The organism is Bacillus sp. ISL-75 (assembly GCF_018613095.1).
This window is the reverse complement of the sequence record NZ_JAGGQX010000071.1, coordinates 1-14,714: the sequence shown is the minus strand read 5'-3', so window position 1 is coordinate 14,714 and position 14,714 is coordinate 1. Positions and strand designations below refer to the sequence as shown.

Below are 14,714 nucleotides of genomic sequence, written 5' to 3'. Positions count from 1 at the left end.
CTACTTTAACTTTTTCTGAAGCTCGTACAACAGGTTGATCGCCTGAAGTGGTGTTAAATCCAATATATCAAGTTCCTTCATTTTCTCTATGACTCTTTTCTCCTTCGAAGAGAGTTCTTGCTTTTTCACTTCTTTTGGTTCATCAAAGAAAGATAGTTGGGCAGGTTGTTCTTGTACCTCCACTACTTCCGCTACTTTTACCACATCTTTTTTTGGCGTGTCTGGTTGGATATCAGACTGCTCGAGTGCGGTTAATATTTCATTGGCACGGCTGATTAATTCTGACGGCAGCCCTGCAAGCTGGGCAACATGAATCCCGTAGCTCTTATCAGCCGGTCCTTCTTTAATTTTATGAAGGAAAACAACTTTTCCATTCTGTTCAATCGCACTGACGTGAATGTTTTTTAACTTATCCAGTTCTTCCTCTAAAACCGTTAATTCATGATAATGGGTGGAGAATAGAGTCTTTGCCCCAATCTGGGTATGAATATATTCAATGATGGCTTGAGCAAGTGCCATTCCATCATAAGTAGATGTACCGCGCCCGATTTCGTCAAACAAAATTAAGCTGTTTTGTGTCGCATTTGAAATCGCATTTTTGGCTTCCAACATTTCAACCATAAAGGTACTTTGTCCTGAGATCAAATCGTCAGCGGCACCGATGCGGGTAAATATTTGGTCAAAAATCGGCAGTATGGCTTCTGTGGCCGGAACATTACAGCCAATTTGGGCTAATATCGAGATTAACGCGATTTGGCGCATGTACGTACTTTTCCCTGACATGTTCGGACCCGTGATCAACATGACTTCGCGCTCGCTGTCCATGAAACAATCATTCGGAACATATTCCTGGGCGTTTAATACCTTTTCAACGACTGGATGGCGGCCTTCCTTTACATCGACCCGGCCTTCCATAGAAAACTGCGGTTTTATATAGTGCCGGTCTTCACTAACTTGGGCAAAGCACTGCAGGACATCTAGTTCACTAATCGTTTTTGCCAAGGCCTGTAGGCGCGGGATTTGTTCCTTCACAATTTCGCGAATTTCAGTAAACAATTCATACTCAAGCTCACCGCATTTTTCTTCAGCTTGTAAAATTAATGCTTCTTTTTCTTTTAAATCTGGAGTAATAAACCGTTCTGCGTTCGATAAGGTTTGCTTTCGTTCATACTGCCCTTCTGTTAAAAGATGCAGGTTCGCCCGGGTAATCTCAATATAGTAACCAAATACCCGATTATAGCCAACCTTCAACGATTTAATACCGGTTTTCTCGCGCTCTTCACGTTCGAGTTGGGCAATCCACGTTTTCCCGTTCCGGCTGGCATCACGATATTGATCGAGCTGAGCATTGTATCCATCACGAATCATATTGCCTTCTTTTAAGGAAAGCGGTGGATTTTCAACAATCGACTGCTCCAATAGATCGGTGATCTCTTCACACGGGTCAAGAAGATCGGCAATTTGGCTCACCTTTTCATTCTGCATGCCTGCAAGGATTTGTTTCAAGTAAGGGACCTGCATTAATGAACGCTTTAATTGGACCAAATCACGGGCATTAATATTGCCAAAGGCTACTCTTCCCGCTAATCGTTCTAAATCGTAAACTTCTTTCAGCTTTTCACGAAGTTCCTGACGCTCGAAATAATAAGACATCAGGACTTCAACGATGGTTTGACGCGATTCAATTTCATTCTGATTGATTAACGGGCGATCGATCCAGTGTTTTAACATCCTTCCGCCCATTGCGGTCATCGTCTCATCAAGGAGCCATAATAATGAACCTTTCTTTCCTTTGGAACGAATCGTTTCCGTAAGTTCAAGATTGCGCTTTGAATAGTAATCAATTTTCATATATTGATGGATTTGATAGGTAGTGACTGGCTGAAGATGGTCCAAACTTCTTTTTTGCGACCGATATAAATAGTTAAAAAGTCTTGCTATGGATTGTTTTAATTTTTCTTGATTCAAATCTTGAAGTAAATGTGAATAATTGATATCTATTGAACTATTATCTTCAAACGAAATCGCTAGTACATCGCGTTCACGAAGTTTTTTTTGTAATTCTCCGTCAAAACTGCTAGAGACAACTACTTCCTTTGCGCTTAATACGGCTAGTTCATTTAAAACTTCGTCAAAATTATTCGATAACAATGTTACCCGGCTTTCACCCGTTGAAATATCATTGTAGGCAAAGCCATAGGTTTGATCATCAAAACTAGTAATCGAGGCAATATAGTTATTCTCTTTATCATTTAACCCCTTGCCCTCCATCACTGTTCCCGGTGTGATCAATTGGACAACTTCCCTTTTTACCATCCCTTTGGTCAGTTTCGGGTCTTCCACTTGCTCACAAATGGCCACTTTATAGCCTTTTGAAATGAGTTGTTCAATATAATTCGGTGCAGCATGGTAAGGAACTCCGCACATCGGAATTCGGTCATCCGTGCCACCTTGTCTGCTCGTTAATGTTATTTCTAATTCTTGCGAAGCTTTAATAGCATCGTCAAAAAACATTTCATAAAAATCGCCTAAACGAAAAAATAAAAAGGCATCTTGGTAATCTGCCTTAACTGTTAAGTATTGCTGTATCATCGGCGTATATGCAGCCATAATGACCTCCACTAAATAAAGACTTTCGATTTTCTTCGACAAATTATTATACCATACTTCTAGAGGACTTTTTTAGGAAGAAAAATCCTAATCGCAGTCAAAAAGGGAATAATTAAAATTCCTTAAGAGGAGTAAAAGCAAATCCCATCGAATATAATTATTAAGGTAAAACTAGCATTAATTTACAAATAATAATAATGATATGATTAAAGTCTGTAAGGGGTGGTGGTTATATGGATGGAGTGTTTGGCCGCAGTAACAAAAACTTTGATTTTGAGATGTTTTCTGCAAGTCACTTTATTATTATCTCTATCTTACTCTTAGTTTCAGTCTGCCTATTCCTGTTTAGAGATAAATTGAAGGCTAATGAATGGAGAAGAACTGAAATCGGGGTCGCTATTTCACTAATCATCATAGAAACGACTTATCATACCTGGATGCTTTTAAATGGAAGTTGGAATGTAAGTCACGCCATCCCATTAGAATTGTGCAGCATCAGTCTGATATTAACAGTCATTTTATTGTTAACTAAGAAAAAAATAATATATGAGATTTTATTATTCACAGCATTATTAGGAGCATCTCAGGCGTTATTAACACCAACATTAAATTATGATTTCCCGCATTTTCGGTTTTTCCATTTCTTTTATACACATTTGATGGAAATCTGGGTGCCGCTTTATTTTACATGGGCTAAGGGATACAGCCCGACGATATGGTCTGTATTAAAATTATGTATCTTTTTGAATGTACTCATGCCGATAATTATGTTGATCAATAAGCTGGCAGACGGTAATTATATGTTCTTAAGTCATAAGCCTGACAGTGCGAGTTTATTAGATGTTTTAGGACCATATCCATGGTACATTTTATCGCTTGAAGGACTATTAATTGGGCTTAGTCTAATCGTCTGGTTGATCTTCCGTGAAAAGACTGCGAAAAAAAACGAAGTGGCCAGAGACCTGCCAATTCAATAATCTCAACTTTTTATTGACCTTTTAGAATTAACAAATTATAATAAATAACGTTCCTATTTTATTTGTCTCAGTAGCTCAGTAGGATAGAGCAACAGTTTCCTAAACTGTAGGTCGGAGGTTCGAATCCTCTCTGGGACATCTAAAAACCCTTGCCATTGCAAGGGTTTTTTTCTGATTTAACTGTTATTAAATAATCTGTTCCAACACAATTGTTAAGCTTAAAAAAGGGGTCAGTCCTCCGGTGCGTTAAAGCTTTAATTCACTGGGGGACTGACCCCAGCGTTGAAACTAAGAAATTAAAAAAACACTAGATATTATCCAGCTTTCGGATAATAACAAGTGTTTTTTTCTTAGTTCAGATAGCTATTTACTTGGTATAGTTCCTAAATAATTAAATAACACCTGTAAAACAAGATTTTTCGGGGCGTGCCAGGCACCGGAACTATTCCTGATCTAGTACTCCAGTTGTCTCTTGTGAAGACATTTGTTTTTGCGCTTTGGCAACTTGATTGCTTTCATGGTTGAATTCATTGACTTCACTGTATTTTTTAATGTTATCTTGTTTCTGTTCCTTTTTAGTAACAGCTTCCGACTTATTCATATTTATCCCTCCCTATCCTACCAATAACTTTTTGAATTTGACCTGAAAAAAATCTAGTAATACTCTGATTATTAGAGCAACTTTGTCCTAGTGTTAAAAAATGGAATCAATTGTGTATTGTCTTAGCTTCATCATAAAACCAAGCAAGCTCTTATTTACTTCGCATTGGTGTTGTTTGGAAACGAATGGTTTCAAGTACGCGAAAGATTGCAACTACTGTATCAAGAGAGGTTAAACATGGAATACCATTTTCAACTGCTTCACGGCGAATTTTAAATCCGTCACGTGCAGGCTGTTTTCCCTTTGTTAGTGTATTGACCACAAGCTGTGCTTTACCATTACGAATTACCTCTAACAAGTTTTCCTCTTCGGATTCAATTTTATTCACAACATTTACAGGAATCCCATCTTGCTTAAATGCAGCAGCAGTCCCTGCTGTTGCCAGGATTCGATACCCAATGTTATAGAAACGTTTAGCCAGTTCAGCAGCTTCCGCCTTATCTTTGTCCGCAACTGTGAACAATACATACCCGTGGGGCTTGATTGAAGTACCGGAAGCAATAAATCCTTTATACAGTGCTTTTTCCAATGTTGTATCTTGTCCCATAACTTCCCCGGTTGATTTCATTTCGGGTCCAAGTGTTATATCTACTTTCCTTAGCTTTGCAAATGAGAATACAGGGACTTTCACATAAACATTTTTCTCTTCGGAATGAATGCCTGATTGAAGCCCGAGCTCCGGTAACGTTTTTCCTAACATGATTTTGGTAGCAAGATTTGCCATTGGAACACGTGTAATTTTGCTTAGGAATGGCACTGTACGGCTCGCGCGTGGATTAACTTCCAATACATACACTTTACCTTTTGATAAGACGAACTGAATATTTAGTAAACCTACTATTTGAAAACCTTTTGCAATTCTTGTTGTATAGTCAATAATTGTCGCCTTTGTTTCTTCTGATAGGCTTTGTGGTGGATACACACCGATCGAGTCACCTGAATGGACACCTGCACGCTCAATATGTTCCATAATACCTGGAATGAATACATTCTCCCCATCAGAGATAGCATCTACTTCCATTTCCTGGCCTGTTAAATAACGGTCAATCAATACCGGCTGATCCTCATGTACTTGGACCGCATTTTTCATGTAATGAAGTAATTCCTCTGTTTGATATACAATTTCCATTGCCCTTCCGCCTAGTACATAAGAAGGCCGAATAAGTACAGGGAAGCCAATTGTCTCTGCAATTTTAACCGCTTCTTCTACAGACTTTGCTGTTTTCCCTAAAGGCTGCGGAATATCCAGAGATGTCAATGTTTTTTCGAACTTTTCACGGTCTTCTGCTGCCTCAAGACACTCAAGCGATGTTCCTAAAATTTTCACACCTCGGCTTGCCAATTCTCCAGCCAAGTTAATCCCTGTTTGTCCACCAAATTGTACAACAACACCAAGTGGTTTTTCTAAATCAATAATATGCATAACGTCTTCGATCGTTAATGGCTCAAAATACAGCTTGTCTGAAATACTAAAATCGGTTGAAACAGTTTCGGGGTTATTATTAATAATAATTGCCTCGTAACCGGCTTCGCGAATAGCCCAGACAGAGTGAACCGTTGCATAGTCGAACTCCACTCCTTGTCCGATACGAATTGGTCCGGATCCAAGTACGATCACACTCTTCTTTTCAGTAACAGCTGATTCGTTTTCATCTTCATACGTACCGTAAAAATAAGGCGTTTCAGATTCAAATTCAGCTGCACATGTATCCACCATTTTATAGACAGGGATAATTCCATTCTCTTTCCGATATTCATAAACTTCAAGTTCTGTCATACCCCATATTTTTGCTATAGTTTTATCTGAGAAACCGATTTTCTTTGCTTCAAGCAAAACCTCTCTATCGCCTTTGTTTTCTTCCATAACCTTCTCAAACTTGACTATATTGTCAAACTTCGCAAGAAAGAAAATATCAATTTGGCTCCACTCATGAATTTGTTCAATCGTTATACCTCTTCTGAGTGCTTCACCTATGTAGAATAAGCGCTCGTCACCCGCAACACGAATACGTTTTTCAATCAATTCGTCATTGATTTGATCGGCATCTTTTAAATTTAGATGATATACTTTTAATTCAAGTGAACGAACCGCTTTTAATAATGACTCTTCGAGAGTACGTCCGATTGCCATTACTTCACCAGTCGCTTTCATTTGTGTACCAAGCTTACGATTGGCCGATTCGAATTTATCGAATGGAAAGCGCGGAATTTTTGTTACTACATAATCTAGGGCAGGTTCAAACGATGCATATGTTCTTTCTGTTACAGGATTCATCATTTCATCTAACGTCAAACCTACTGCAATTTTCGCCGAAAGTTTCGCAATTGGGTACCCTGTTGCTTTTGATGCTAGCGCGGATGACCGGCTGACTCGCGGGTTTACCTCAATAACATAGTATTGGAAGCTCAAGGGATCTAAAGCAAGCTGAACATTGCATCCACCCTCAATCTTCAGTGCACGAATAATCTTTAAAGAGGCATTACGCAATAATTGATACTCACGGTCGCTTAAAGTTTGACTCGGTGCTACAACAATTGAATCACCCGTATGGACACCAACAGGATCGATGTTTTCCATGTTGCACACAACAATAGCATTGTCGTTGCTGTCACGCATTACTTCATACTCTATTTCTTTAAACCCGGCAATACTTTTCTCGAGCAGACATTGGGTAACAGGACTGTATTTTAAGCCGTTCGTTACAGTTTCAATTAATTCCTCTTTATTGTGGCAAATACCGCCGCCCGTTCCTCCAAGTGTATAGGCCGGACGAACAATAACAGGATAGCCGACTTGTTCCACGAATGCATATACCTCATCAACCGTATGAATAATTTCACTGTCCGGAACTGGTTCATTTAGTTCGTTCATTAATGAACGGAATAAATCTCGGTCTTCTGCTTGTTCAATCGCGCTTAATTTTGTTCCTAAAATTTCAACGCCCAGCTCTTCTAAAATACCTGATTTGGCAAGTTCTACGGTAAGATTTAACCCTGTTTGTCCACCTAGTGTCGGTAAAATGGCATCCGGACGTTCTTTATATATGATGGAGCTTACGAACTCAACAGTTAACGGCTCAATGTATACTTTATCTGCCATTTCCGTATCGGTCATAATTGTCGCTGGGTTTGAGTTAACAAGAATGACTTTGTACCCTTCCTCCTTTAATGCGATACATGCCTGCGTGCCCGCATAATCAAACTCTGCCGCTTGTCCAATAACAATTGGTCCTGATCCAATTACTAAAATTGTTTCAATGTCTAAGCGTTTTGTCATCGTTCGTCCCTACCTTCTTCCTTGCTTCCATTAAGTCAATGAAACGGTCAAATAAATAGTTTGCATCTTCTGGTCCCGGGGATGCCTCTGGATGGTATTGGACAGTAAAAGCTGGATACTTGTCATGCTTTAACCCCTCAACTGTCCCGTCATTTAATGCAATATGTGTGACAGATAAATCGGTTCCTTCTAAAGAATCCATACAAACTGTATACCCATGGTTTTGCGAGGTAATTTCTACGCGATTTGTTTCTAAATTTTTAACAGGATGGTTTGACCCGCGGTGGCCAAACTTCAATCTTTCTGTATCTGCTCCGCATGCAAGTGCAACCAATTGATGACCTAAGCAAATGCCGAACAATGGTATTTTCCCAAGCACACCTTTAATCATTTCAATTCCTTCTGTTATTTCTTTCGGATCCCCAGGCCCATTACTTAACATGATGCCATCCGGATTTAGATTAAATATTTTTTCTGCCGTTGTATCATACGGAACGACTATAACATCACAGTTGCGTAGCGTTAACTCCCGTAAAATACCGTGCTTCATTCCATAGTCGACTAGCACGACTTTAAAACCTCTTCCAGGACTCGGATAGGAACGTTTTGTTGATACTTGTTTCACCTGATCTCTAGTCCATTCTGCTTTCTTTAAATCTTCCACTACTTCTTCAACAATAACATCCATGCTGCAGATTCTTCCTTTTAGAATCCCATGCTCGCGGATTTTTCTTGTAAGCTTTCTTGTATCAATTCCCGCTAAACCTGGAATATCTTTGTCTTTTAAAAATTTATTAATTGGAAATTGACTACGGAAATTTGACGGTATTTCGCAAAATTCTTTTACAATCAAACCATTAATTGTTGGTTCAATCGATTCAAAATCATCACGATTAATTCCATAGTTACCAATAAGTGGGTAAGTCAATGTAACAATTTGACTGCAATAAGAAGGATCCGACAAAATTTCCTGATAGCCGGTCATCCCTGTGTTAAATACAACTTCACCTATCAATTCCTTTTCACTGCCAAATCCTTTTCCAACAAATACAGTACCATCTTCTAAAATGAGTTGACGTTTCACACCATTACACTCCTTTCTTCCATACGCATTATCCTTCTACCCCGCAATCGTTTGATTAACGACTGTTGACCTTCTCTTCCTCGTAAAAGGAGGATTCATTTTAAAGTATCTGGAGGGCATCACGAGCAATTCCAATGATTTACAAATTGAAGGATTTCCGCTAAAAATTCTAATATTGTATAAAGTTAAAACTACTTCATTCCTAATTTGTATTTTTACAGGTCATTCCCTATAATCTCCTTATTTGCCACTATAATGTATTATTTAAATAAGAAAAATTGTCCACTATTATTGGGTTCTTCTTTTATATAATCCTTTCATTCCTTTTCATTTAGAAAAACAAACTTGGTTATTTATTGCTGGTCGAACTCCTCCGTATATATTAAACTTGAACAAATGTTCTTATGTATACAAAAAAATAATATGTCACGAAAAGACCGCCCTTTAGAAACAAAAAACGGTCTAATATGCTATTCCTACGCTAGTCGCTGCTTTCATCATGGTGATGGTAGTCGTGATCGTCGTTTTCAAAATCTTCAAGTTCCTTATCTTCCATTACATAATGACAGGAACCCTCCAGAATAAATCGTACTGCATTTAAACCAATCATATGAACAGCCAAGGAAGGATTACCATCTGGTAAAACAGGTGCAACAGAAAGGTCAGCCACTTTTAGATTTTTAGTACCAAAAACATTTAGGAAACCATCTACAACTCCTTCTTGAATTCTTTTACCCATTTTACATTGTCCCCCAAAATGAGCTAGATTCGTATAAGATGCCTTGACATAATCAGCAAGCAGGCTTCTTTTTTCTTCCTCATTAGTTAAATGAAATATACTTTCCGTTGGGTATACAACCTTATAAATACCATCCGGATCTAGTTCACGAGCCTTCATCATAATATTGAAAGTCTCAATATATTGGTCTACCATAAAATTTAAATCATCAGGATTTTCTAATGGATTAAACTTAATAGAAGGATAAGCCTCTGGATCGCTATGCGCGGCCGTAATCGTACCTTTGCTACTAGGGTTAAGGTCGGAAATTGCAATACTCATGATATTGCCCGGTTTTGTTGGATTAAACCCCCAATTATTAATAAAAACATCTTGAATTGGAACAAACAAGGGTATTGGAACCCCTAATAATTGAAGGCGACGGCCCGGTCCTCTTTCCTTATTAAAAGCACCTATTGCGATTGGTTCATTAGGGTCAGCCGACAACACCTGCAGGAGTCGGTTGGTTTCTACTTCTACTCCCATCCCAACATAATATTGAGTTTGAAAATTGTAACCAACATTTGGACTCTCTACCAATGTTGATATGCCTGCCGTAGTCAAGTCATTCGATCTACCAATTCCTGAGCGTTGTAAAATAACCGATGAAAAATTACCTGCTGAGACAATTATCCCTTTTCGAGCAAAAGATCTTTGTGACACACCGTCTCTGACATATTCAACCCCAACAGCAATGTTAACCCTTTTCTTTTGTTTAAATAGAATTTTATTCACAGTTGTTTTTGCTAAAATGACTAACTTTCTCCGACCAATCCCAAACTCATCAGGTTCGAACTCATTTCCTTGTGTGACAATATTTTCATTTAAATATCCTGTTGCAGTAGATGAACGGACAAATTTTCCATCAACTTCTTGTTGGGTAAGTTGAAATTTGAGAAATGTGCAATCTCTAATCCCAGTATTATAATCTTCGACAATCGGGATCCCTAAAACATCAGAAGTTGCTTGAGCCAAAGTCGAGATTAATCCATCATTCGGAATGATTTGTTGTCTAACAAAAATCGGACCTTTTTTCCCCCTTGTGTTGGGGCTTTGTGTATTTCCTGTGTAGGTTTCATTTTTTTTAAATAAGCGACGAACATTATCGTAACTCCATTGTCTTCCTTTTTTTCCAACGAGCTTTGCCCACTCATCATAAAGGTCACTACTTCCGCGTACTGCACCCATGAAATTATGTTGTGAGCTCCCCCCAATTACTCTTCCACTCCATAATTTAAGCTGACGTCCTATATTTTCCTCCGTTTGAGAAAGAGCGTTAAACGAAAGCTTATTATCATTAGCTAAATTGCTTGCTGTCTCAATAGATGGACTAGGATTAGGGATATTTGTACCTGCTTCAAGGACAAGCACAGAAGTCCTTTTGTCATCTGTCAATTTTTTAGCAATTACACCGCCAGCGGTTCCAGCACCAATGATTATATAATCAAAAATAATTGTTTTTTTCACAATTTCATTCCTTTCAAATAAAAATTTACTAACCATAATAGTAAATTCAAAAGGCGTTCATTTTGATAGGGACAAGTTGTGGTTAATATGTACATTTTTTTGATATAAAAAAAAACGCCACCGTTAAGGTGGCGCAATGGTAATTGCTTATTTAAACAGGTATATCGACACGTATTGACAATCCGCTGACTATTCGGAAAAATAGCTATGTAGGTTATTAAAATTTAAGCCGTAGATCCTGCGCTGACACTGTCGGTCAATCAACCGCAATGACAATACGTTGAGACTAGCGAATACATAACGTAAAGTTTCCTAAACTGTAGGTCGGAGGTTCGAATCCTCTCTGGGACATTAAAAACCCTTGCGCAAGGGTTTTTCTTTTTTTATATTTAATTTTCCTAGTTAATACATTAATTAAATCTTCTTTATAAGATTGGGTAAAACATACGAAATAATTTTTAATGGGTCACTTGCTTTTTGTGTTAAATAAAGCACCTTTTGAAATGTTACATGCTTTTAAAATTTCGGCAATTCCTACACTCTTATATCCTTTTTGCTGGAAAAGTGATTTCGATCTGTCGATTATCTGTAATTTTTTATCCATATCTGTAAAAAACTCCTTCATACCGACCTGCCTTTTTATAACTATATCAACAAAGTTTTCCATCTTTCAAAAATTTTTACGTTAAACCTAATTTAGTTGCAAAAATAATGCCAAATTCCTTTCTCCATTTCCTTATTAATTTTCCCTTGTATTTCAAGATAATCTAGATATCCAATAATTTCTGACATCACATTGAAAAACTGCTTTTCATACTTTTCTTTATATCGAAATTGGGCTATTTCACTTGCGGTTGAAATTCCGGATATGATCATGTTTTGGTATTGGTTGGCTTTTTCATCTATCTCTTTTAATCTTTCATTTATTAAATCAACAGGATTGTCTATGATCATACCGTGACCTGAAAAAACGAGTTCAACATTCAATGATAAACATTTCTCTAGTGACTGCTTTTGTTGTACCAGGGATTTTATACGGGTCCCATCATAATTTGGTTCAATGAAGGCATTGCTTGTCATATGTTCAATTAATAAATCTCCAGCAAATAGCCACTTACACTCTTTCTGATAGAAGGCAACCTGGTCTGGTACATGCCCTGGGATTCCCAAAATATCAAAGCCAAAAAGTTGGTTGTTGGTTATTTCTTGGATTTCGAAATGGATTTTCTTATCCTCATGTAGAATTATTGGATGATGTAAATTAGCTGCTTGCTTCTCACCAATTTCACCACATCCCATCTCTTCGTACAGCTTTCTAAAAAAATCTACCCTCATTTTTATATATTCAGTGTCTCTTTTCAGCACCTTAATGGCATAAGGATGCGCGTATACTGGAATGGAATGTTTGGAGGCAATTCGGTTGAGTAAGCCAATATGGTCTGTGTGATGATGCGTTAGTAAAATCCCTCTGATATCAGAAAGTGTATAATCATGTTCTCTTAATGAGGCGGGCTGGTCGACTACTTTCGCAAACAGGGAATGGACCGTTTTTTCGAATTAACGAGATTCTTGCAAAGTTAGGAAATTCAATCTTGCGTAGAGCAGGTGTGACAGAGGGACAAATTCGTATTTTATTAGAAGAAAATCCACAAAGTGTACTTGCTGTTGAGGCCGAGTAGTTACAGATAAGGAATCAGTTGTGCCACAAAATAACCAATTCCTCCGGTAGAAACTAGGGATGGGCGCACATCATCCACCATCAAATAAATCAAAAAGCCACGAATCAAGGATTCGTGGCTTTCTGTTGGTTCAGTTAAAATTTGACCGATTATTAAAAAACATAATTTTACTGAATCTCAGAAATATCTTCAATTTATTTGTCTCTATAAATCAAAGCCTTTTGGGTTATTTTCTCTAAATTCCTTTGGCGTCTGCCCATACTTCTTTTTAAAAATCCGATAAAAATAGCTAATATTATCATAGCCCACTTGCTCCACTATAGAAGTAATTGCCATGTCGGTTCCTTCTAGTAATTCTTTCGCTTTAACCAGTCGCCTTTCTTGCAAAAGTTCTTTGAATGTGTGGGATGTGGCCTTTTTTATTGTTTTACTTAATCTATAGTGAGATTGTTTCAATCGAACGGCTAATTCATATAACGAGGCATCCTTAAACCGATCTTCAATATACTTTAGTGACTCTACTACCAAATAATGATTGATAGATGCCTCTTCTTTTCTCTCTACCTTATCGGAATTCTTAATGAGTTCAATCAAGAAAAGCCCCATATACAGTTTAATGGTTGACTCTGAGAAAGCAGAAGGATGCATGATTTCCTCAATTATTTTTCCAATCATATCCTGAATAGCAGGTACATCAGCCACTTTAAAATAAAGGAATTGACCGTTCTGCGTGTTGTTATATAAGCTATTAAGTAGAAAATCACTAATAATATTTTCGGAACTTAAAAAGGAAAAAATAAAGTCGAAGAAAGAAGGACGAATGATGAAATTAATAACAATGTCTTCTTTGGCACAGGCTTTTATCTCATGTTCAATATGTTGATTTAATAAGAGAAGCTCTCCTTTTTTCAAGGCTAATTGCCTGCCGCCCACAGTTTGATTCAATTCCCCGTTATAAACATAATTGACTTCTATATAGTCATGTTTATGCAAGGGGAAATCAACAAATCTAGTGTGCTTTCGAACCATGATCATTTTGTCTTTACTAAGAAATTTTTCGCTTTCAATAATAAAATTTGTCTTACTTGTATAGATGTCTTTACTTACTTCTATTTTTTGCTCAAGGATGCTTTTCTCTTCATCCGTAATCTGTAAAAGTTCATTTAGAAGGTCATGGATCATGGGAATCACCTAGTTTCCTGAGTTCTATCTCAGTGTTTCATTCGTCATGAAAATCATATCACATTTCGCTTCAACCTCAGAATAAAAGGCATGCACCTTATTTCCGGTACATGCCTTTTGTTTAAGCCAAATATCTTACAGTTTCAAAATCCCTTCCCTTGGAACAACCTTGAAAGCATCAGCAAGGTCTTGAAACTGTTGATCGGTAATGGTTTGTTTTTTACCTCCTTGCGCACAAACAATCGTATAAATCTGAGCCGCTTTTTCAGCCGTTCCAATCAAACCAAATGTTTCATCCATTGTTGCCCCAGCACCAAATATTCCATGATGCGGCCAAACTACTAAGCGAACATGTTCCGTTTTCTCTGCAGTTGCTTCTCCAATTTCATTGGAATGATCAAGGGATTACGCCGACTCCATCAGGGAAAACAACAATACATTCTGTACACATTTCCCAAAGCGTTAAATTGACTTTTATATTGTTTATTTATCCTTCACATAAACATCATAACTTCATAACCAACACGAATCAACATGAATAAAGATTATTTTTTTGTTTATTTTTGTTTTATTAACAATTTTGTCACAAATATAATTTGTTTACTTCTGATTAAATAAACAAAAACAGACCTTTGAGGTCTGTCAGGCTGTCGAGAAACTTTCGACAGCCTCTTATTTTCTACAATAACTTTAACAATTCAACGCGTTAATTCGTTATAATATTATTAATATATAGGCTTTGCAACATGTCTGTTGATTTGCGCTCCAGGCACTTCGCTTTCCGCGGGCGGTCCGGGGAGCCTCCTGATATGAACGAAACTGTCAAGGCCCCCACTCTAAATTAGTATTTGTATTATTTTTGGGCAATTTTAAGAAGAGAAGCTAATTTTGGCTTCTTTTCATTGTTGTCTTATTAGCCTTCTGGCTAGATTATCTCCTTCTTTAGCTTACCAACCTATTCTCATCTCTTAGAATGGCTGTCAAGTGCTCTCCTTGACT

General features: G+C 37.6%; 10 protein-coding genes, 1 tRNA gene and 1 pseudogene. 3 read left to right on the top strand and 9 right to left on the bottom strand.

The window, feature by feature from the left end; genetic code table 11:
* Window positions 1–2,610, bottom strand: a complete 2,610-nt coding sequence (gene mutS, locus J7E63_RS25765; protein WP_215017745.1) for a DNA mismatch repair protein MutS — start codon at window positions 2,608–2,610, stop codon at window positions 1–3.
* A 233-nt stretch (window positions 2,611–2,843) separates the two neighbouring features.
* On the opposite strand from mutS, the gene J7E63_RS25760 reads away from it, so the two are divergent.
* Window positions 2,844–3,587: a YwaF family protein gene (locus J7E63_RS25760; protein WP_215017744.1), complete on the top strand. Its 744-nt coding sequence runs from the start codon at window positions 2,844–2,846 to the stop codon at window positions 3,585–3,587.
* Between the two features lie 64 nt (window positions 3,588–3,651).
* Window positions 3,652–3,725: transfer RNA gene (locus tag J7E63_RS25755), tRNA-Arg, on the top strand.
* Between the two features lie 304 nt (window positions 3,726–4,029).
* Here the strand turns inward: J7E63_RS25755 and J7E63_RS25750 are convergent.
* The 6 genes from J7E63_RS25750 to J7E63_RS25725 all read right to left on the bottom strand — a co-directional run bounded on the left by J7E63_RS25750 (window position 4,030) and on the right by J7E63_RS25725 (window position 12,318).
* Complete coding sequence (locus J7E63_RS25750; protein ID WP_214718423.1) at window positions 4,030–4,188, bottom strand: hypothetical protein; 159 nt, start codon at window positions 4,186–4,188, stop codon at window positions 4,030–4,032.
* A gap of 151 nt (window positions 4,189–4,339) precedes the next feature.
* Window positions 4,340–7,525 (bottom strand): carbamoyl-phosphate synthase large subunit, encoded by a 3,186-nt coding sequence (carB, locus tag J7E63_RS25745; RefSeq protein ID WP_215017742.1) that lies wholly within the window; start codon window positions 7,523–7,525, stop codon window positions 4,340–4,342.
* Complete coding sequence (locus J7E63_RS25740) at window positions 7,503–8,609, bottom strand: carbamoyl phosphate synthase small subunit (protein WP_215017740.1); 1,107 nt, start codon at window positions 8,607–8,609, stop codon at window positions 7,503–7,505. The genes carB and J7E63_RS25740 overlap by 23 nt, the downstream gene beginning before the upstream one ends.
* 481 nt (window positions 8,610–9,090) lie before the next feature.
* Window positions 9,091–10,854, bottom strand: coding sequence for a GMC family oxidoreductase (locus tag J7E63_RS25735; RefSeq protein ID WP_374193802.1), 1,764 nt, complete (start codon window positions 10,852–10,854; stop codon window positions 9,091–9,093).
* A gap of 466 nt (window positions 10,855–11,320) precedes the next feature.
* On the bottom strand, window positions 11,321–11,458 hold the full coding sequence (locus tag J7E63_RS25730; RefSeq protein ID WP_215017736.1) for a TetR/AcrR family transcriptional regulator: 138 nt from the start codon (window positions 11,456–11,458) through the stop codon (window positions 11,321–11,323).
* Window positions 11,459–11,550: 92 nt separating this feature from the next.
* Window positions 11,551–12,318, bottom strand: coding sequence for an MBL fold metallo-hydrolase (locus J7E63_RS25725; protein ID WP_308162023.1), 768 nt, complete (start codon window positions 12,316–12,318; stop codon window positions 11,551–11,553).
* Window positions 12,319–12,335: 17 nt separating this feature from the next.
* Here J7E63_RS25725 and J7E63_RS25720 point away from each other — a divergent pair, with 17 nt between their 5' ends.
* Entirely contained in the window at window positions 12,336–12,533 is a 198-nt protein-coding gene (locus J7E63_RS25720) for a hypothetical protein (protein ID WP_215017734.1), read from the top strand.
* 204 nt (window positions 12,534–12,737) lie between these two features.
* Here J7E63_RS25720 and J7E63_RS25715 read toward each other — a convergent pair whose 3' ends face one another.
* Window positions 12,738–13,715 (bottom strand): AraC family transcriptional regulator, encoded by a 978-nt coding sequence (locus J7E63_RS25715; protein WP_215017732.1) that lies wholly within the window; start codon window positions 13,713–13,715, stop codon window positions 12,738–12,740.
* Between the two features lie 135 nt (window positions 13,716–13,850).
* A pseudogene (locus tag J7E63_RS25710) lies at window positions 13,851–14,178 on the bottom strand (class II aldolase/adducin family protein); the annotation flags it as partial.
* Window positions 14,179–14,714: the final 536 nt, after the last annotated feature.